Below are 18,454 nucleotides of genomic sequence, written 5' to 3'. Positions count from 1 at the left end.
CCGTTAGACGGCGACCGCTTCGACGATGCTCAGCGGCGAGGCCGTTTCGACCACGCGAGTCAACCGAAATCCCACGCGGCTCAGCAGCCGGCCGTATTGGCCGGGGGTGCGCTCACGAGCACCGGCCACGACGTGCATTTCCAGGTCCATCCAGTGGCCGGGGAATTCGCGGTTGTGCCGCGGCATCACGAATTCCAGGATCAGCACCTGCTTTCCGACTCCGGCGGCTTTGCGGATGTTACCGAGAATCTGCACGGCCTCGTCGTCGGGCCAGTCGTGGATGATGTGCTTGAGCAGGTAGGCGTCGCCACCGTCGGCCACCGACTCGAAGAACGAACCTTCGACCACCTTGACCCGGTCCGCCACTCCCTGTTCCTCGAGCAATGACGAGGCACCCGCAACCACGTGCGGCTGGTCGAACAGGATGCCGCGGGCTTGCGGCGTGGCGTTCAGGATCGCGGCCAGCAGCCGCCCGCGCCCCCCGGCGACGTCGACGATCGTCCCGAAGCGGCTGAAGTCGTAGCCCGCGATGACCGTCGGGATTTCGAGCTCGGAGAGATCTGTCATGGCCTGGTTGAAGATTTCGTCGAGTTCGGGCTCCCCGACGATGTACTCGAAGGCGGGTTTGCCGCGTAGCTCGGGGACCACGGCCCGGCCGGTGCGGATCGAGTCCGTGAGGTGGCTCCAATGCTCGCGATCCTGAGGTGATCCCACGAACCGGGCGAATGCGCGCAGTGAGACATCGCTGTCGCTGCGCAAGGTGTCCGCAAGCGGGTTGAGGTCGTAGCGCCCGTCGTGGCGACACCGGAAGATCCCACGCGAGATCAAGCCCCTCAGCAGACGACCGACGGTGTCGGCGTCCGCGTCGACCGCATCGGCCAAATCGTCGAGCGACAGCGGCCCTTTGGCGAGCGCGTCGGCGATGCCGAGATCGGCGGCGGCGGTAATCGCCTGCGCGGCCCAGGCATTCGTGATCATTTCCATCATCGCTGCCGGCGGCGGAACCATCCGCTGGTGCAGTTGCCCGACGTGGTGCCGGACGAAATCGACGGCCCGCGCGAAGGTAGCGGGTGGAAGGGTCGGCGAAAGCATAAGTCCCCCTGGCAGACTCGGATGACACGTGCGAACCGGTCGGCCGCACATACCGTATTCGTCGCCAGTCCACCCGAAGATGGGACGCATCACCATTACAACCAGCGTTGTCATCCGGATTGTGCGCAAACCTGGACAGTTCAGGCAGAAAACGCCCCAATGGGACTAATCCCCGGGGATCGCGACCCGCTCATGTGGGACGGCCGAAACTCAGTCGCCTCGGAGCAGCCGCAACTTTTGTTCAGTTGGGGACCCGGGCTTGGCCCAGTACGCGACAACGACATGGCCCGTCCCGGACAACTCCAGCCGCTGAAAGTACAGATAGAGGCTGCCGACCTCTGGGTGGTTGATCTTGGTTGGACCCGCCGTGAGTTCGTTGACATCGCCCTGCGACCAAAGTTCGCGAAAACGTGGACTTTCAGTCAACAATTCGTCGACCAACGCAAGCAGGGACGGATTCTGGGACTTGCCCACAATCGCGCGCATATAGGGAACCGCCCACGCGGTCAATATCCCCCAGTCCCAATAGAAATCACGCATGCTGGGCTCGAGGAATAATGCACGCATGGGGTTGACACCGACTCTGAATTTGGCGAAACCTTTTCGGCCAGCGAATTGGCAAGCACCACATCCAGGTTCGGGTCACAGACGTATGCAACGGTCAGCGGCCAACTGTCCAACAAGGCCTCCAGCTCAGGATGTATCTCTCGCAACGATTCACCGCGCCGCTGAGCAGAGTTTTGCCGCACGAGGTTATGCATATACGCCGCAGCGTCGTCGTCCAATTTGAGAGCTCCGGCGATGGCGTCTAGCACCTCACCGGACGGGTTTTCCTCGCGGGCCTGCTCGAGCCGCAAATAGTAATCCGTACTGATACTGGCAAGCACCGCGACCTCTTCCCTCCGTAGCCCCGCGACTCGACGTCGGCCACCCGAAGGCAAGCCGACGTCAGCCGGCTGGACGAGATTGCGGCGAACACGCAGAAATTGCGCCAACGTGAGCCGTTGGCACATGATTCCAGCATAAGCATCACCGTGGAGCCGGGGGGTGTCACCGCCGTCCGGCCACGATTGCCTAATTCGCCGTCAACACAAGCGAACTGAGTCGCCCGGCTAATGCAACCCGCGTTGTCGTGTGACGGCGTCCAACTAATCGCTGGGGACCGCGACGCGCCCACGTAGGTCCGCCGCGATCAGCCGGGCCGCGGCATTCTGCCAGTTATGCAGCGAACGCTGTGGGACCTCCGTCACAAACCACTGCCAAGCCTGCCGCGCGGCGGGATCCAGGCCCGAGGCGGTGGCGTTCTGCGCGTAGGCGCGCACCCCGACGACGTACGGAAAATACAGGGAGTTGTAGTAACGCCACTCTTCGGTAGTTCCGAAATCGCCGCCGTCTCGCGGCTTCAACCGCGAAATGCCATCGGCGAGCACGGCCTTGAGTTCGTTGGCCCGCTCGACCGGGTGGTCGGGGGCACCGCGGGCCGCCAGCCGCTCGTCGATCATCGGCAACGCCGTCAGCGGGCTCGCGACCAGCTTGCTCAGGTCGCCGTAGTGGCCCAGGGCGCGGCGGGTGAGCCTGACGAAAGTGACGTCGTCGACGTCTGCCAGCGGGTGCTCCTGCCGCAGCGGCAGCGCGGCCTCGGTGTGCCGCAGCGCGGCCCGATCCGCCCGCAGCGCAGGCGATTTCGAGAACGCCAGCCGATCGAGCACCCCTGCCAGAGGATCGGCGAGTACCTGCACGGTGATCGCGATCGCCAGGCTGGTGAACAGCAGCACGGTCAGCGCGGTCTGCGCGGCGGAGTCGTCGCGGGTCACCGCCAGCCCGATCAGCGCCTGCCCGCCGAACAGCAGCGCCACCGCCACCGAGCCGGCGAACGAGCGGCGCATGTCGGCGCGCAGCGCCTGACCCTCGTCGAACGCGTCCCACAGGGCGACGGCGATCCCGAGCGCGAGGACGTCGCAGCTCGTCGACGCCAGCGCCAGCCAGCTGGGCACCAGGCCCAGCGGGATGATCAGGATCGCGTTGGCCAGTGCAAAGAACAGGGTGGCGGTGATGGCGAGCCCGACCGCCGGCCGCGGGCGCCGCGGGCGGCGCACCGCGACGGCCATCGCGCCGAGGGTGGACACCGAGATCACGGCGAACATCAGCCAGTGTCCCGCCCGCAGCGGACCCTCGACGCTGCCGGCCAGCATCGCCCCGAACAAGGTTAGCGCGGCGACCGCGGCGACGAGCAGCAGCTCGCGGGTGCGCGCCCGCCAGCCGTCGGTGGGCCGAGACAGCTCGATCAGCACCGCGAACCACGCCACGCCGGGCACGGTCGCGACATAGATCTCGACCCGGCTCAGCAGCGGGGCGGACGCGGAGCTGACGGTCCGAACCGCATCCAGCCCGACGACCAGCGCGAAGCCACACAGTCCGATCGCCGCCAGCACAAGCACCGGTTTGCGCGGATCGCGGGCCACCAGATACAGGCCCAGCCAGGCACTCAGCGTGAACACCACCGCCGACAGCGCAGCCATGCATCCAGTGTGGCACGCGCGTGAGCTGCCGCTTAAGACCTACTTGCCGAGGCGGCGATCTCGCCGGCTGTAGTCGCGCAGCGCGCGCAGGAAGTCGACGCGGCGGAACGCGGGCCAGTGCGTCTCGCAGAACCACATCTCCGAATAGGCGCTCTGCCAGAGCAGGAACCCCGACAGGCGTTGCTCGCCCGAGGTGCGGATCACCAGGTCGGGGTCGGGCTGCCCGGAGGTGTAGAGGTTCTCGGAGATGGCGTCGACGGTCACCGCGTCGACGAGCTCCTCGCCGGTGACGCCGTTGGCGAGCGCCTTGCTCAACAGCGCGCGCACCGCGCCGACGATCTCCTGCCGACCCCCGTAGCCGACGGCCACGTTGACGTGAAACGGCGCGACGCTGGGCGTGGATTCGACCGCACCCCGTAACCGGCGGGCGGGCTCGTCGCCGAGCAGTTCCAGGTCCCCCACCGTGCGCACGCTCCACCGATTGGCCGGCGCGCAGATCTCCTCGACGACATCGGTGATGACCTCGATCAGCCCGGCCAGCTCCTCGGGATCGCGTTGCAGGTTTTCGGTGGACAGCAGGTAGACGGTGGTCATTTCGACGCCGGCTTCCTGACACCAGCGCAGCATCTCGGCGATCTTGACCGCGCCCATCCGGTAGCCGTAGCTGACGTCGTCGTATCCCGCGTCACGGGCCCACCGCCGGTTCCCGTCGCACAGCACGGCGATATGCCGCGGGAGCTGGGATTTCGAGGCGGCCAGGCCCTGCCGCAGCCGTAGCTCGTAGACGCGATAGAGCGGGTCTTTGAGCCGCGGCGGGATAATCTCCACGAAGATCCACCCTACTGTGACCGGCAACCAATTCCGGGTGGATTTCCGGGGATGTCACCGCCGCCGAAATCGCGGTCATCCGGCCGGTGCGAGCTAGTGTTTGGTGTCAGGCGCGGACACTTCGACCGCCATCCGAAACAGGCAGCAGGTGACATGAGCGGGCCGACCACCACTGCCACCGACCCGGAAGCCGAATCGCCGGGAGTCGCGGCTAATGCCGCACACCATCTCGTCGACGGCGTCGCCCGGGTCCTGACCAAGCCACGCTTCCGCGGCTGGATCCACGTCTATTCCGCCGGCACCGCCGTCTTCGCGGGCGCCTCGCTGGTCGCGGTGTCGTGGGCCGTGGGATCCACCCGGGCCGGACTGGCGACCCTGCTTTATACCTTCGCCACCATCATCATGTTCACCGTCAGCGCCACCTACCATCGCGTCCACTGGAAGTCCGAGACCACCAAGAAGTGGATGAAGCGGGCCGATCACTCGATGATCTTCGTGTTCATCGCCGGCAGCTACACCCCGTTCGCCCTGCTGGCGCTGTCACCGCACGACGGGGGCGTGGTGTTGGGCATCGTCTGGGGCGGCGCCGCGGCCGGGATCCTGCTCAAGATGCTATGGCCGTCGGCGCCACGCTGGGTCGGCGTGCCGCTCTACATCCTGCTGGGCTGGGTAGCGGTCTGGTACACCGGCGAGATCCTGCACAACTCCGGGGTGGCCGCGATGGTGCTGCTGTTCGTCGGCGGCGCCTTGTACAGCATCGGCGGCATTCTCTACGCGCTGCGCTGGCCCGACCCGTGGCCGTCGACGTTCGGCTATCACGAGTTCTTCCACGCCTGCACCGCGATAGCGGCGATCTGCCACTACATCGCGATGTGGTTCGTGGTGTTCTGATTCGGCGCTAGCGCGCGGGCACGCCCAGGGCGGCCGCCAGGTCGGCCGACCGGGTCACCGGCAGATCGCAGAGACGGCCCCGGCACACGTAGGCGGCGTCGTCGCCGCGCACCCGATCCCGGCCGACCAACAGCGCCGACGAGTCCATCTTGCCGCCCATCACGATCGCCCCGCCGGGCGCGAACCGGCGGGCGTCGGTCAGCAGCGGTGAGCACAGCGAGTGGCAGGCGACCGCGATCTGCAGCGGGCCGCGGATCGCGGCTTCGGCCACGGCAATCCAATGCCCGGCCGACCGCGGCGCCTTCGCCAGCAGTACCGAATGCGCGGCCAGCGCCTCGGTCGCGGCTTTCAGGTAGCGCGGCGCCGTGACACTGCCCACCAGATGCGCCGCGGTCAGCAGCGCGTCGGTGATCGTCGACGCGCCCGACGGGGTGGCGCCGTCCAGCGGATCGGCCGGCCGCAGCATCAACTGCTCGGCATCGTCGGCGGTGTCGTACCAGCGGCCCGGTCGCTGCGGATCGGCGAAGTGGGCGCACGCGGTGTCGAGCAGTTCGGACGCCGCGGTCAGCCAGACGTCCTCGACGGTCAGCTGGTAAAGCGCCAGCAGCCCGGCGGCCAGCGTCGCGTGGTCCTCCAGAATGGCGGCGCTCTCGCCGACCACCCCGCCGAGGCTGGCCCGCCGCAGCCGGCCGCCGACGACGTGCAGGTCCAGCAGCGCCGTCGCGCAGCGCCGCGCCGCGCGGGCCAATTCGGGCTCGTCCAGCGCCACGCTGGCCTCGGCCAGCGCGGTGATCGCCAGCCCGTTCCACGACGTGACGACTTTGTCGTCGCGCGCCGGCTGGGTGCGGGTGCGCCGGGCGGCCAACAGCACCGTCCGCACCCGTTCCAACCGTTGCGGGTCGTCGGGATCGGCGGGCAACTGCAGCACCGACGTCCCGTGCTCGAAGGTCCCGTCCTGGCTGACCGCGAAAACCTCAGCGGCCCAAGGGCCGTCATCGGGGCCGAGCACCTCGATCAACTGCTGCGGCGTCCAGGCGTAGGTCGAGCCCTCGCGGCCGTCGGCGTCGGCATCCAGCGACGAAATGAACATGGCGCCGTCGGACAGCTCGTCGAGCAGAAACTGCGCGGTCTGCGCGGTGACCCGGCGGGCCAACGGATTCCCGGTACGTCGGGCCCAGTGCGCGTAGGCGCGCAGCAACAGCGCGTTGTCGTACAGCATCTTCTCGAAATGCGGTACCACCCAGGCATTGTCGACGCTGTAGCGCGCGAAGCCGCCGCCGAGTTGGTCGTAGATTCCGCCGCGAGCCATCGCGGTCCCGGTGCGCTCGACCGCCTCTAGCGTCGACGCCGATCCGGTGCGCTCGTAGTGGCGCAGCAGCGCTTCGAGAACCGCCGACGGCGGAAACTTCGGCGCGACGGCGAACCCGCCGTGCGCGGTGTCCTGGTCGGCCAGCACCGCGGCCACCGCGTGATCACACAGCGCCGGGTCGACGTCCTGGCCGCCGGCCCGGCTTTCCCCAAAAGAAGAGGCCATCCTGCGCAGCTCGCCGGCGATGTGGTCGGAGGCCTCCTCCACCTCACCGCGGCGGTCCCGCCAGGTTTCGCTGACGGCCGAAAGGAGTTGCAGGAAACCGTCTTTCGGATAGTAAGTGCCGCAGAAGAAGGGCCGACCGTCCGGGGTCAGGAAACACGTCATCGGCCAGCCGCCGTGCCCGGTGAGCGCGACGGTGGCGTTCATGTAAACCGCATCGATGTCCGGCCGTTCCTCGCGGTCGACCTTGACGCAGACGAAATCCGCGTTCATCGCGGCCGCCACCTCGTCGTCGGAGAACGATTCGTGAGCCATCACATGACACCAGTGACAAGCGGCGTAGCCGATCGAGAGCAGGATCGGCACATCGCGGTCCGCCGCGTCTTGCATCGCCTCCGGCGTCCACTGCTGCCAGTGCGCCGGATTGTCGGCGTGTTGACGCAGATAAGGGCTGGTGGCCAGCCCGAGAGTATTGGCCGAAGACGAATCAGCCGGGCTCATCGCCGGGTCCTGACGCCGATCCGCCTCCCGGCCCGGGAGCCTGGTCAGGTGGCGGGCCGACCGCATCGGTGCCCTCGTCGGCGGCCTGATCGGGCTCGGGGTGCTGGGGGTCGAACGACTCGGGCACCTTCTTCAGTTGCCGGTTCATCGAGCGCAGCAGAAACAGGGTGGCGATCAACAACAGCACGACGACGAGCAGCCCGATCGGGCTGGCCTTGCCGAAATCGGGCCCCGTGTTGTGCGGCGTCCCGTCAGCGATCACCGTGAGCAAAAGGTGCCTCACGGGTGGTCCCCGATTCCGGTGAACAGGTCGTCCTCGGGCAGCCGGATAGGCACGCGAGAGCGTGCCAGCTCGTATTCCTCAGTCGGCCATAGCCGCTGCTGCCAGGCGATCGGGGCGGCGAAGAAGTCGGCGTTCGGGTCGATCTGGGTGGCGTGTGCCCGCAGCGCGTCGTCGCGCTGGCTGAAATATTGCGAACACTCCACTCGCGTGGTCACCCGCGACTCGAACGGATCGTGCTCGGGTTTCCAGTGTTCGAGCCACTTTTGGAACGGCGGTTCGTGACCGTGCTTGATGGCTTCGTCGTGCAACAGCTGCATTCGCGCCCGCAGGAAGCCGTGGTTGTAGTAGAGCTTGGACACCGTCCAAGGCTCGCCGGCGTCCGGGAAGCGGGCGTGGTCACCGGCGGCCTCGTAGGCACCGACCGAAACCTTGTGGCAGGCAATGTGATCCGGATGCGGGTAGCCGCCGTTCTCGTCGTACGTGGTGATCACGTGCGGACGGAATTCGCGGACCACCCGCACCAGCGCCTCGACGGACTCCTCCAGCGGCACCAGCGCGAAGCAGCCGTCGGGCAGCGGTGGCGGTGGATCACCCTTGGGCAGACCGGAATCGACGAAGCCGAGCCACGCGTGCTCGACGCCGAGAATTTCGGCCGCCTTGGCCATCTCGTCACGGCGAATCTCGGCGATGTGCTCCTGCACGTCGGGCAGGTCCATCGCCGGATTGAGGATGTCGCCGCGCTCGCCCCCGGTCAACGTCACGACCAGCACACGGTGACCCTCGTCGGCATACCTGGCGAGCGTTGCCGCACCCTTGCTGGATTCGTCGTCGGGGTGGGCGTGCACCGCCATCAACCGCAGTTCGCTCACGTGTCCCCTTGTCGGTCCGCCGGTCTCCCCTCGAAGCCTATAAGGACCCTATAATTCTAGTTTCCCCATGTCGCATGCTGTCAGCCGAGCGCCGCCAGCCAACTAGCCCACACTTGAAACAGCCATGACCCAGACTTCCATTCTGCGCCCCGAGGACCGCTACGGGCGCTCGCGACTGTCCCGGGCCTCACGACGCCGGGTGGCCATCGCGCTAGGTCTGGCGGTGCTGGCGGCCGGCATCGGCGTCGCGATCGTCGGCTACCAACGGCTGGGCACCAGTGACGTCTCGGGTTCGCTGGCCGGCTATCAAGTGGTCGACAACGAGACGGCGACAATCACGATCAGCGTGAGGCGATCTGATCCGTCGCGCCCCGTGGATTGCATCGTGCGGGTTCGCGCCAAGGACGGCAGCGAAACGGGCCGGCGCGAGGTACTGGTGGGGCCGTCGACGCAGGCAACGGTGCAGGTCACGACGACCGTGAAGTCGTCACAGCCGCCCGCGATGGCAGACATTTACGGATGCGGCAGCGACGTGCCCGGCTACCTGCGCGCAGCCTGACAGATCAGAAAGGCAAAGCTCGAATGACGTCATCGGCTGTTTCCACGGTGGTAGCATGGATGAATGCACGGTTCCTGCTGGGACCGTGTATTGCTGCATTAGCGGCCGTAAGCCCAACGGCACGGCAGCAAGGGGCGGGACCCAGACACTCCGTTAGCGGAGTTCTACAGACTTACCCGGTTACGCGGAGAGATACGACGAGGAGCACGACGAGATGACGGACACTCAGGTGACCTGGCTGACCCAGGAATCACATGACCGGCTGAAGGCTGAGCTCGATCAGCTGATCGCGAATCGTCCCGTCATCGCCGCGGAAATCAACGACCGCCGCGAGGAGGGCGACCTTCGGGAGAACGGCGGATACCACGCCGCCCGTGAGGAGCAGGGTCAGCAGGAGGCGCGCATCCGCCAGCTGCAGGACCTGCTCAACAACGCCAAGGTCGGCGAGGCTCCCAAGCAGTCCGGCATCGCGCTGCCCGGCTCGGTGGTCAAGGTGTACTACGACGGTGACAAGTCCGACACGGAGACGTTCCTGATCGCCACTCGCCAGGAGGGCGTCAAGGACGGCAAGCTCGAGGTGTACTCACCCAAGTCACCGTTGGGCGAGGCCCTGATCGACGCCAAGGTCGGCGAGACGCGCAGCTACCAGGTGCCCAACGGCAACACCGTCGAGGTCACGCTGGTGAGCGCGGAGCCGTATCACGACTAGTTCCGCAGCGAACTAGCCCAGGGCCTGTTCGAGGTCGGCCAGCAGGTCGCCGACGTCCTCGATGCCCACTGACAGCCGAACCAGGTCGTCGGGCACTTCCAATTGCGAACCGGCAGTCGATGCGTGCGTCATGGCGCTGGGGTGCTCGATCAGCGACTCGACCCCACCCAGCGACTCGGCCAGGATGAACACTTTGGTGGCCGCACAAAGCTTTTCGGCGGCAGCCCGGCCACCGCGCATGCGTACCGACACCATGCCGCCGAAGCCGGACATCTGGCGCGCGGCGACCTGGTGGCCGGGATGGGTGGGCAGACCCGGATACAGCACCGTGCTCACCGACGGGTGCCCGGCGAGGAATTCCGCTACGGCCAAAGCATTTTCGCTGTGCCGCTGCATCCGCAGTACCAACGTCTTCAGGCCGCGCATCGTCAGGTAGGCATCGAACGGGCCGGGTACCGCGCCGGCCCCGTTCTGCAGGAAGGCGAAGGCGTCGTCGAGCGATTTGTCGTTGGTGACCAAAGCACCGCCCACCACGTCGGAGTGGCCACCGATGTACTTGGTCGTCGAGTGCAGCACGACGTCGGCGCCCAGCGTCAGCGCCTGCTGCAGTGCGGGTGAAGCGAAAGTGCTGTCCACCAACACTTTCGCCGAATTTCGCTTGGCCAACTCGGCGATGGCCGCGATGTCGGCGATGGAAAGCAGCGGATTCGTCGGTGTCTCAACCCAAATCAGCCGGGTCTGCGGCGTGATCGCGGCCGCGACAGCGTCGAGGTCCGAGAGCGCAGCCGGCGTGTACCCGACGTTCCACTGGGTGAAGACCTTGTCGATCAAGCGGAATGTGCCGCCGTAGGCGTCATTTGGGATGACCAGATGGTCTCCGGGCCTCAGCATCGCACGCAGCGCGCAGTCGGTTGCGGCCATGCCGGAGCTGAACGCTCGCCCGAAGGCGCCGCCTTCGACCGCCGCCAGCGACGCCTCTAGCGCGGCCCGGGTCGGGTTGCCGGTGCGCGCGTACTCGAACCCGCCGCGCAGACCCCCGACGCCGTCTTGGGCGAACGTGCTGCTGGCGTAGATCGGGGCGTTCACCGCCCCGGTCGCCGGATCCGGGTGATAACCGGCATGGATGGCCTTGGTGGCCAGCCCGTTGATTCCGTCGGGTGCGTTTCGGGTTTCGCTCATCGCCGTTCAGCCTAGTGAGGCAGGCGGATGCGCGTGGCGTGTCACCACGATCATCACGTTTCTGCTCGTGGCGCTGCTGGGCGAATACGCAGTCACGCTGCGATCGCGCCGCAGCACACGATGAATGCGATCGCCGAGGCGCTGATCTGACAGGCGAATTGGGCGAGGAGCATCCCGCCTGCGACAGCACCGCGACGAGCTGGCGGACGCGGTCGGTCTGGAGCAACGGATGGGTTCGGGCTGAGCAGAAAGAGCCGTCAGATCGGCAGGACCACCGTCGTCAGGATCTTGTCGGCGAGCGTCTGCCGTTTGGCGTCCCACAACGGGAACAGGAACCCGATGAAGCAGATGACCGCGTCGACGAAGTGGGCGAGGTCGCGCACGACGGACAATCCGAAGCCGATCGGCTCACCGGTGGTCTCGCTGACCACCTTGATTTTCATCACCGTCTTGCCAAGGCTCGATCCGGTGGTGCCCTGGCGATAACCCCGGTTCCAGAGCCAGTAGGCCAAGCCCGCCAGCGTCGCCAGCCATTGCGCCAGCTGGCCGATCGTCGAGGGCTGGCTAACGCAATACTGGCTCACGTCGTACTGAGTGATGTCGGTGACGCAGGACGACTGCTGGGTGGCATACATGATCCCGGTGCCGATGCCCTGGACGATCGCGTAGGGCAGGTAGTCGATGAGCAGCGCCAGCACCCGGGTGATCCACGGTGTGTAGGAGTCCGTCGGCAGCGCCCGGACGGCGGGTCCGGGCGGCGGCGGAGCGTATCCACCGGCAGACGACGGAGGCGGCGGAGGGTAGCCGCCGCCGGGCGGCGGCGGGGGCGGCGGGTAGGAGGCACCGGGCGCGGAGGGAGCGGGTTCATACCCGCCAGGGGCCGGTTCATAGCCACCGGGTGGTTCAGGCGGCGAAGAGGGCGGCGGCTGATCGGTCATGGTGCAACCTTCCACCGCGGTTAGCTGAACTAGCCGCATTACAGTACCTGAGAATTCCCCGGTCGCGGACGTTCCGGGCCCTGAGCAAACGCTGTGGCTAACGCCGTCCGGTCGGTACGCGAGGCCCGTCCGACAGGAACCCCAACAGGTCGTATCGGGTGATGACCCCGACGGGCTTGCCTTCCTCGACGACCATCAGCGCATCCCAGTCGCGCAGCGCCTTTCCGGCGGCGCCGACCAGCTCGCCGGCGCCGATGATCGGCAGCGACGGGCTCATATGCTGCGAGACCGCGTCGGCCAATTTGGCGCGGCCCTCGAAGACGGCCGAGAGGAGTTCGCGCTCGGAGACGCTGCCGGCGACCTCACCGGCCATCACCGGCGGCTCGGCGCCGACCACAGGCATCTGGGACACGCCGTACTCGCGCAGAATGCCGATGGCGTCGCGGACCGTCTCGGTCGGGTGGGTGTGGACCAAATCGGGTAGCGCGCCGGACTTTCCGCGCAGCACGTCGCCGACCGTGGGCTGCTCGGTCGACCCGTCGAGGCGGGTACGCAGGAAGCCGTAGGACGACATCCACGCATCGTTGAAGATCTTCGACATGTAGCCGCGTCCGCCGTCGGGCAGCAGCACGACGACCAGCGCGTCGGGCCCCGCCTCCTCGGCCACCTTCGCCGCGGCCACCACGGCCATCCCGCACGAGCCGCCGACCAGCATCGCTTCCTCACGGGCCAGCCGCCTGGTCATGTCGAACGAGTCGGAGTCGGACACCGCGATGATCTGGTCGGGCACCGTCGGGTCGTAGGCCGCGGGCCAAAAATCCTCGCCGACACCCTCGACAAGGTAGGGCCGGCCGGTGCCACCCGAGTACACCGACCCTTCCGGGTCCGCGCCGACGATGCGCACCGCCCCGCCGGACACCTCCTTGAGGTAGCGGCCCGCACCGGTGATCGTGCCCCCGGTGCCGATGCCGGCGACGAAGTGGGTGACCTTGCCGTCGGTGTCGGCCCAAATCTCGGGGCCGGTGGTCGCGTAGTGGCTGGCCGGGCCCTGCGGGTTGGCGTATTGGTCGGGTTTCCAGGCGCCGTCGATCTCGCGGACCAGCCGGTCGGAGACGCTGTAGTAGCTGTCCGGGTGTTCCGGCGGCACCGCCGTCGGACACACCACCACCTCGGCGCCGTAGGCGATCAGCACGTTGCGCTTGTCCTCGCTGACCTTGTCAGGGCAGACGAACACGCACTTATAGCCGCGGTGCTGGGCAACCAGCGCCAGACCGACGCCGGTATTGCCCGAGGTGGGCTCGACGATGGTGCCGCCCGGCTGGAGCAGCCCGGCGGCCTCTGCGGCGTCGATCATCTTCACCGCGATGCGGTCCTTGGAGCTACCGCCCGGGTTGAGGTATTCGACCTTCGCCGCCACCGTGCCAGCACCGGCGGGGATCACGGAGTTCAGGCGAACCAGTGGCGTGCCGCCGATGATGTCACTGATGTGCTGCGCGATTCGCATGCGTTCATCGTCTCAGGCGATTTCTGGCCGCGCACACCCGCTCTCGGTACGGGCCGGCCGCACCGAACCGAACGGCTAGCCGGTGGCTTCGCGGATGTACTCCCCGATTTGGCGCAGCGACCGAACCGCCTCGGGCACCAATGGCGCCGCGAGCTGGAAGTCGTGGACCTGACCGGGCCAGACACGGACCTCGGCCGGCACGCCGACGGCCGCAAGCCGGCTCGCCGCCAGCCGCGCGTCGTGCAGCAGCACCTCGGATCCCGACACGTGGATCAGCGTGCGCGGAAGACCGGGTTTGATGTGTTCCAGCGGTTCATAAATCTCCTCGGGCTTGCCGTCGACGATGTGCTTCTCGGCCGCGCTAGCAACCAATTCGATCAGCGCGTCGAATGCCTTCGCGCCGAACATCGCATCGGTCTTGATGTTTGGATGTGTTTGCTTGTATTCCTTTGCTAGCTGCAGCAGCGGCGAGATCGCGACCAGCGCCGCCGGCTCCTCGCCTTCGGACTGCAGCCGTTGCGCGAGGGTCAGCGCGAGATATCCACCCGCGGAATCGCCGGCGAGAACGATCTGGTCCGGTTCGTAACCGCGGCGGCGCAACCATCGGTAGGCGTCCTGACAGTCTTGCACCGCCATGCCGATCGAGTGCTTGGGCAACAGCCGGTAGTTGATCACCAGAACGGGCGAGTCAGCAAACTTCGAGATCGCTTCGACCACTCGGCCGTGAGAGTTTGCCCCGCAGGTCAGGAACGCCCCGCCGTGAAAGTAGAGCACTACCCGCCGGGTGCCGTCCGCGGGCAGCACTCCGGGTGCGCGGACCAATTGCGCCGACGCGTTCGGCAACGTCACGGTCTGGCGCACGGTAGCCGACACGGGCAGCAAGGCCCGGGCCGCGAGGTCGATCAGACCCCAGGGCCAGGGCAGGGTCGGCGCGTAGCTGCCAGCCGCCAAAATGGGCCGGATCGTCACGCGTGAGGCCAGTGTGGCTACTCGTCCCTGGACGCTGGGGCCGGATTCGAGAACCTCGACCGGGGCACCGTCGCTGGTCGCGAATTTGCGCGCCTCGGCCCTGCGCGACTTCAGCAGGTCACGAAGGTGGGCAGTATTCCGGGGTGCACCGGAAATCTTGCTAGGTGCGGTCATGCTCGACACTCCTACGCCTTTGTAGTGCAATACAGCATGTGACGAGCAAGCCAAGCGCCCAGTTCAATTCGTGCGCCGAGCTACTCAGCCAACCCGTCAAACTTAGCTTTACAGGTATTTCTTAGAAGAACGTTTGAAGAGTCTGATTTGATACCACATCTGATTCACAACGTGACCGCTTTGTTTGTCGCGCGTCCGCGCAAACACGACAGTCGATCTAAACTGATCCCGTGACCGTAAGGGTGCCGCGTCTTTCGACAATCGCCCTGGCCACGGCGGGCGCAGTCGCTTCGACAGGTACGACCTATCTGGGCGCGCGCAACCTGCTGGTTGGCCAAGCGACGCACGCGCGCACGGTGATCCCCCGGGCCTGGGACATCCCGCCCCGCGCCGACGGCGTATACAGCCCGGGCGGCGGGCCGGTGGAACGCTGGCAGCGCGGCATGACCGCGGACCTGCACCTGATGATCTTCGGCGACTCGACCGCCACCGGGTACGGCTGCGCGAGCGCCGAAGAAGTACCGGGCGTGCTGATTGCGCGCGGGCTCGCCGAGCAGACCGGTAAGCGTATTCGGTTGAGCACCAAGGCCATTGTCGGTGCCACCTCGAAGGGCGTCAGCGGGCAGGTCGACGCGATGTTCGTGGCCGGGTCGCCGCCGGATGCGGCCGTGATGATGATCGGCGCCAACGACGTCACCGCCCTCAACGGGATCAGCCAGTCGGCGCGACGGTTGGGGCGCACGGTGCGCAAGTTGCGGTCCCGTGGCGCCGTCGTGATCATCGGGACCTGCCCGGACCTCGGCGTGATCTCCGCGATCCCCCAGCCGCTGCGGTCGCTGGCACGCGCGCGGACCAGGCAGCTCGCCCGCGCCCAGGCCGCGGCGGTGCGATCCGCCGGCGGGGTGCCGGTGCCCCTGGCGCATCTGCTGGCTCCCCAGTTCCGGGCCACTCCCGAGCTGATGTTCTCGGCCGACGGCTTCCACCCCTCGCCCACCGCGTACGCCTTGGCCGCCGCGCAGCTGCTGGTGGCGCTCTGCGATGCGCTGGGCGAACAGATCGAGGGCCCGGTGCTGAACCTGGCCGCACGTGCCGAGACACCCATGGTCAGCGGCGGCCACACCCCGCTCAGTGCCATGTCGAAGCTGTGGCGGCGTCCGGCGCCCAGCGAAGCCGCCCCGTCGTCGAACTGAGCGATCGGCACGGACTAGATTTGCTTTAGCCCGTCGGGGTGGGTGTGCCACCCGTTCTTCACACGAGCCCGCACTTTGGAGGGAACTGTCATGCCCGAAGCCGTCATCGTCTCCGCCGCCCGCTCGCCGATCGGGCGCGCCATGAAGGGCTCGCTGGTCAGCATGCGCCCCGACGACCTGGCCGCCCAGATGGTGCGCGCCGCGCTCGACAAGGTGCCCGCGCTCAACCCGCACCAGATCGACGACCTGATCCTGGGCTGCGGCCTGCCGGGCGGCGAATCCGGCTTCAACATGGCGCGCGTCGTCGCCGTCGAACTCGGCTACGACTTCCTGCCGGGCACCACCGTCAACCGGTACTGCTCGTCGTCGCTGCAGACCACGCGGATGGCGTTCCACGCGATCAAGGCCGGCGAGGGCGACGCGTTCATCTCGGCGGGCGTGGAGACCGTGTCCCGGTTCGCCAAGGGCAACTCCGACTCGTGGCCGGACACCAAGAACCCGCTGTTCGACGAGGCCCAGGAACGTTCGACGGCGGCCGCCGCGGGCGCCGACGATTGGCACGATCCTCGCGCCGACGGAAACCTGCCCGACGTCTACATCGCGATGGGCCAGACGGCCGAAAACGTCGCCATCCTGACCGGCATCAGCCGCGAGGACCAGGACCACTGGGGGGTGCGCAGCCAGAACCGCGCCGAGGAAGCGATCAAGAGCGGGTTCTTCGAGCGCGAGATCACCCCCGTCACCCTGCCCGATGGCACCACGGTGAGCACCGATGACGGTCCGCGGGCCGGCACCACGTACGAGAAGATCAGCGAGCTCAAGCCGGTCTTTCGGCCCAACGGCACGGTGACCGCGGGCAACGCGTGTCCCCTGAACGACGGCGCGGCGGCGCTGGTGATCACCAGCGACACCAAGGCCAAGGAGCTGGGTCTGACGCCGCTGGCCCGCATCGTGTCGACCGGGGTCAGCGGCCTCTCGCCGGAGATCATGGGCCTGGGCCCGATCGAGGCGTGCAAGAAGGCGTTGGCCCGGGCCGGCATGTCGATCAATGACATCGACCTCTACGAGATCAACGAGGCCTTCGCCGTGCAGGTGCTGGGCTCCGCGCGCGAGCTGGGCATGGACGAGGACAAGCTGAACGTCTCCGGTGGCGCGATCGCGCTGGGCCACCCCTTCGGCATGACCGGCGCGCGCATCGCCACCACGCTGATCAACAACCTGCAGACCCACGACAAGACGTTCGGTCTGGAGACCATGTGCGTCGGCGGCGGCCAGGGCATGGCCATGGTGATCGAGCGGCTCAGCTAGCTATCGCGGCTCAGCTAGCTCGTCGAGTGTGCCCGCGGCTTTGAGTGTGCGGTCACGGCGGCTTCGGCATGGGTGGATTCAAGGTTTGGTTGCAACAGTTGTGTCTGTCGGGGTGGACAGTAGCTTGTTGAGGCGGTTGGTGGGGTTGTCCCAGTTGAAGCGTTTTCGGGGTCGTCCGTTGAGTTCGTCGGCGACGTAGGCGAGGTGTTCGGCGTCGTGCACCGAAAGGTCGGTGCCCTTTGGAAAGTATTGCCGTAGTAGGCCGTTGGTGTTCTCATTGCTACCGCGCTGCCAGGGTGAGTGGGGATCGCAGAAGTAAACCTCGATGCCGGTGTCGATGCTGATGCGGGCGTGGTGGGCCATTTCGTGGCCTTGGTCCCAGGTCACGGTGCGGCGCAAGGTGGCGGGCAGGTCTTTGACCGCGGCGATCATGGCCTCGGCGACGGCCTCGGCGCTACGGGTATGGGGTAGGTGCAGCAGTCGGACATATCCGGTGGAACGTTCAACCAGCGTGCCGATTTGAGAGGCCTGGTCCTTGCCGATGATCAGGTCTCCTTCCCAATGGCCTGGCACGGCGCGGTCGTTAGCTTCGGCGGGCCGCTCACTGATGTTGACCATGCCTTGGATACGGCCGCGGCCGTCACCGGCGCGGGCCCGTCGGCGCGGTTTACGCAACGCGCGCCCGGTGCGCAGGCATGTCCTCAGTTCCCGGCGCAGTTCTCCGCGCCCTTGCACGTAAAGCGCCTGGTAGATGGTTTCGTGGGACACCTGCATCTCCGGGCGGTCAGGATAGGTCGCGGTCAATACCCCGGCGATCTGTTCGGGGCTGTACTTGTTGACCAACAACGCTTGCACCTCGGCCCGCAATTGCTCACAGCGGCCCAACTTGCCGGTCTTGGGTCGACGCGCCCGTTGCTCGCTGCGCCGCTGAGCGATGCGCGCCGAGTAGCCCGACTTCGCGTCCCAACCGGCCCGGCGGGCCCCGAACCGATACCGGGCGCGATAACGGCCCACATGCCCTCGCATGACACCGTTGTGGGCAATCTCGCGCATGATCGTCGACGGCGCCCGGCCCAACCGGCGCGCCATCGAACGGATCGACTCACCGTGCGCGGTGCCGATCATGATCTGTTCACGCTCATCCGCCGACAGCCGCGGCCGTCGCTGTCCTTGAGGCTTTGACCATCGTGGATTCACACCACCAAACCTGCGAAACCACTTGCTACCGCACGTCGCCGACACGCCGACCGCCACCCCGGCATCCTCCGAGGACCATCCCGCAGCGATCAAATCCCAATACCGCCGCTGCACCACCAACAACTGAGGCTGACCCGTCATCAACACCCCTAACTACGAAGTGTTGCAACCACCCCTTGAACTCAAGCCGGGCGAGGCCGCCGTAGCGCACAC

Annotated in this window: 18 protein-coding genes; 5 read left to right on the top strand and 13 right to left on the bottom strand. The window is 67.1% G+C overall.

The annotated features are described in order from the left end of the window. Positions 1-3: 3 nt before the first annotated feature. The 5 genes from G6N54_RS24680 to G6N54_RS24665 form a co-directional block, all read right to left on the bottom strand. A complete protein-coding gene (locus G6N54_RS24680; RefSeq protein ID WP_163792851.1) occupies positions 4-1,092 on the bottom strand; it encodes a methyltransferase in 1,089 nt (362 codons plus the stop codon). A gap of 210 nt (positions 1,093-1,302) precedes the next feature. After that, positions 1,303-1,659 carry an MmyB family transcriptional regulator gene (locus G6N54_RS31420; protein ID WP_308207254.1) on the bottom strand — a complete coding sequence of 119 codons (357 nt, stop codon included), beginning with the start codon at positions 1,657-1,659 and terminating at the stop codon, positions 1,303-1,305. Continuing rightward, a complete protein-coding gene (locus tag G6N54_RS31415) occupies positions 1,599-2,105 on the bottom strand; it encodes a helix-turn-helix domain-containing protein (RefSeq protein ID WP_308207253.1) in 507 nt (168 codons plus the stop codon). The genes G6N54_RS31420 and G6N54_RS31415 overlap by 61 nt, the downstream gene beginning before the upstream one ends. 135 nt (positions 2,106-2,240) lie before the next feature. Further along, complete coding sequence (locus G6N54_RS24670) at positions 2,241-3,611, bottom strand: hypothetical protein (protein ID WP_163792849.1); 1,371 nt, start codon at positions 3,609-3,611, stop codon at positions 2,241-2,243. Between the two features lie 39 nt (positions 3,612-3,650). Continuing rightward, the gene (locus tag G6N54_RS24665) at positions 3,651-4,439 is read right to left on the bottom strand and encodes a (2Z,6E)-farnesyl diphosphate synthase (protein WP_163792847.1); all 789 of its coding nucleotides are present in this window, start codon (positions 4,437-4,439) and stop codon (positions 3,651-3,653) included. A gap of 153 nt (positions 4,440-4,592) precedes the next feature. Here G6N54_RS24665 and trhA point away from each other — a divergent pair, with 153 nt between their 5' ends. Next, positions 4,593-5,330 carry a PAQR family membrane homeostasis protein TrhA gene (gene trhA, locus G6N54_RS24660; protein ID WP_163792845.1) on the top strand — a complete coding sequence of 246 codons (738 nt, stop codon included), beginning with the start codon at positions 4,593-4,595 and terminating at the stop codon, positions 5,328-5,330. Positions 5,331-5,337: 7 nt separating this feature from the next. On the opposite strand, the gene G6N54_RS24655 is transcribed toward trhA, so the two are convergent. From G6N54_RS24655 to mca, 3 genes are read right to left on the bottom strand one after another with little or no spacing between them, the layout of a single operon-like run. Next, a complete protein-coding gene (locus G6N54_RS24655) occupies positions 5,338-7,362 on the bottom strand; it encodes a thioredoxin domain-containing protein (protein ID WP_163792843.1) in 2,025 nt (674 codons plus the stop codon). Next, a complete protein-coding gene (locus tag G6N54_RS24650; RefSeq protein WP_163792841.1) occupies positions 7,349-7,645 on the bottom strand; it encodes a hypothetical protein in 297 nt (98 codons plus the stop codon). The genes G6N54_RS24655 and G6N54_RS24650 overlap by 14 nt, the downstream gene beginning before the upstream one ends. Continuing rightward, on the bottom strand, positions 7,642-8,514 hold the full coding sequence (gene mca, locus G6N54_RS24645) for a mycothiol conjugate amidase Mca (protein WP_163792839.1): 873 nt from the start codon (positions 8,512-8,514) through the stop codon (positions 7,642-7,644). The genes G6N54_RS24650 and mca overlap by 4 nt, the downstream gene beginning before the upstream one ends. Before the next feature lie 124 nt (positions 8,515-8,638). Here mca and G6N54_RS24640 point away from each other — a divergent pair, with 124 nt between their 5' ends. Further along, on the top strand, positions 8,639-9,073 hold the full coding sequence (locus G6N54_RS24640; RefSeq protein WP_163792837.1) for a DUF4307 domain-containing protein: 435 nt from the start codon (positions 8,639-8,641) through the stop codon (positions 9,071-9,073). 214 nt (positions 9,074-9,287) lie between these two features. Beyond that, the gene (greA, locus tag G6N54_RS24635; protein WP_163792835.1) at positions 9,288-9,782 is read left to right on the top strand and encodes a transcription elongation factor GreA; all 495 of its coding nucleotides are present in this window, start codon (positions 9,288-9,290) and stop codon (positions 9,780-9,782) included. 12 nt (positions 9,783-9,794) lie between these two features. On the opposite strand, the gene G6N54_RS24630 is transcribed toward greA, so the two are convergent. The 4 genes from G6N54_RS24630 to G6N54_RS24615 all read right to left on the bottom strand — a co-directional run bounded on the left by G6N54_RS24630 (position 9,795) and on the right by G6N54_RS24615 (position 14,546). Then, positions 9,795-10,961, bottom strand: coding sequence for a cystathionine gamma-synthase (locus tag G6N54_RS24630; protein ID WP_163792833.1), 1,167 nt, complete (start codon positions 10,959-10,961; stop codon positions 9,795-9,797). A gap of 257 nt (positions 10,962-11,218) precedes the next feature. Further along, a complete protein-coding gene (locus G6N54_RS24625; protein ID WP_163792831.1) occupies positions 11,219-11,899 on the bottom strand; it encodes an RDD family protein in 681 nt (226 codons plus the stop codon). Between the two features lie 97 nt (positions 11,900-11,996). Beyond that, the gene (locus G6N54_RS24620) at positions 11,997-13,403 is read right to left on the bottom strand and encodes a cystathionine beta-synthase (protein ID WP_163792829.1); all 1,407 of its coding nucleotides are present in this window, start codon (positions 13,401-13,403) and stop codon (positions 11,997-11,999) included. A 75-nt stretch (positions 13,404-13,478) separates the two neighbouring features. Then, positions 13,479-14,546 carry an alpha/beta hydrolase gene (locus G6N54_RS24615; RefSeq protein WP_163792827.1) on the bottom strand — a complete coding sequence of 356 codons (1,068 nt, stop codon included), beginning with the start codon at positions 14,544-14,546 and terminating at the stop codon, positions 13,479-13,481. A gap of 230 nt (positions 14,547-14,776) precedes the next feature. On the opposite strand from G6N54_RS24615, the gene G6N54_RS24610 reads away from it, so the two are divergent. Both G6N54_RS24610 and G6N54_RS24605 read left to right on the top strand, forming a co-directional pair. Further along, positions 14,777-15,736 (top strand): SGNH/GDSL hydrolase family protein, encoded by a 960-nt coding sequence (locus tag G6N54_RS24610; RefSeq protein WP_163792825.1) that lies wholly within the window; start codon positions 14,777-14,779, stop codon positions 15,734-15,736. A gap of 90 nt (positions 15,737-15,826) precedes the next feature. After that, entirely contained in the window at positions 15,827-17,044 is a 1,218-nt protein-coding gene (locus G6N54_RS24605) for an acetyl-CoA C-acetyltransferase (RefSeq protein ID WP_163792823.1), read from the top strand. A 78-nt stretch (positions 17,045-17,122) separates the two neighbouring features. Here the strand turns inward: G6N54_RS24605 and G6N54_RS24600 are convergent, their stop codons facing one another. Further along, positions 17,123-18,382, bottom strand: coding sequence for an IS30 family transposase (locus G6N54_RS24600; protein ID WP_456299235.1), 1,260 nt, complete (start codon positions 18,380-18,382; stop codon positions 17,123-17,125). Positions 18,383-18,454 lie beyond the last annotated feature (72 nt).

This window comes from Mycobacterium stomatepiae (assembly GCF_010731715.1).
GTDB classification, from domain to species: Bacteria; Actinomycetota; Actinomycetes; order Mycobacteriales; family Mycobacteriaceae; genus Mycobacterium; species Mycobacterium stomatepiae.
This window is presented reverse-complemented; position numbering and strand designations above follow the sequence as displayed.

Coding starts and splice junctions, on each gene's coding strand:
- G6N54_RS24680 (WP_163792851.1), bottom strand. CDS start 1,092: ATGCTTTCGCCGACCCTTCCACCCGCTACCTTCGCGCGGGCCGTCGAT.
- G6N54_RS31420 (WP_308207254.1), bottom strand. CDS start 1,659: ATGCGTGCATTATTCCTCGAGCCCAGCATGCGTGATTTCTATTGGGAC.
- G6N54_RS31415 (WP_308207253.1), bottom strand. CDS start 2,105: ATGTGCCAACGGCTCACGTTGGCGCAATTTCTGCGTGTTCGCCGCAAT.
- G6N54_RS24670 (WP_163792849.1), bottom strand. CDS start 3,611: ATGGCTGCGCTGTCGGCGGTGGTGTTCACGCTGAGTGCCTGGCTGGGC.
- trhA (WP_163792845.1), top strand. CDS start 4,593: ATGAGCGGGCCGACCACCACTGCCACCGACCCGGAAGCCGAATCGCCG.
- G6N54_RS24655 (WP_163792843.1), bottom strand. CDS start 7,362: ATGAGCCCGGCTGATTCGTCTTCGGCCAATACTCTCGGGCTGGCCACC.
- G6N54_RS24640 (WP_163792837.1), top strand. CDS start 8,639: ATGACCCAGACTTCCATTCTGCGCCCCGAGGACCGCTACGGGCGCTCG.
- greA (WP_163792835.1), top strand. CDS start 9,288: ATGACGGACACTCAGGTGACCTGGCTGACCCAGGAATCACATGACCGG.
- G6N54_RS24630 (WP_163792833.1), bottom strand. CDS start 10,961: ATGAGCGAAACCCGAAACGCACCCGACGGAATCAACGGGCTGGCCACC.
- G6N54_RS24625 (WP_163792831.1), bottom strand. CDS start 11,899: ATGACCGATCAGCCGCCGCCCTCTTCGCCGCCTGAACCACCCGGTGGC.
- G6N54_RS24620 (WP_163792829.1), bottom strand. CDS start 13,403: ATGCGAATCGCGCAGCACATCAGTGACATCATCGGCGGCACGCCACTG.
- G6N54_RS24615 (WP_163792827.1), bottom strand. CDS start 14,546: ATGACCGCACCTAGCAAGATTTCCGGTGCACCCCGGAATACTGCCCAC.
- G6N54_RS24605 (WP_163792823.1), top strand. CDS start 15,827: ATGCCCGAAGCCGTCATCGTCTCCGCCGCCCGCTCGCCGATCGGGCGC.
- G6N54_RS24600 (WP_456299235.1), bottom strand. CDS start 18,382: ATGACGGGTCAGCCTCAGTTGTTGGTGGTGCAGCGGCGGTATTGGGAT.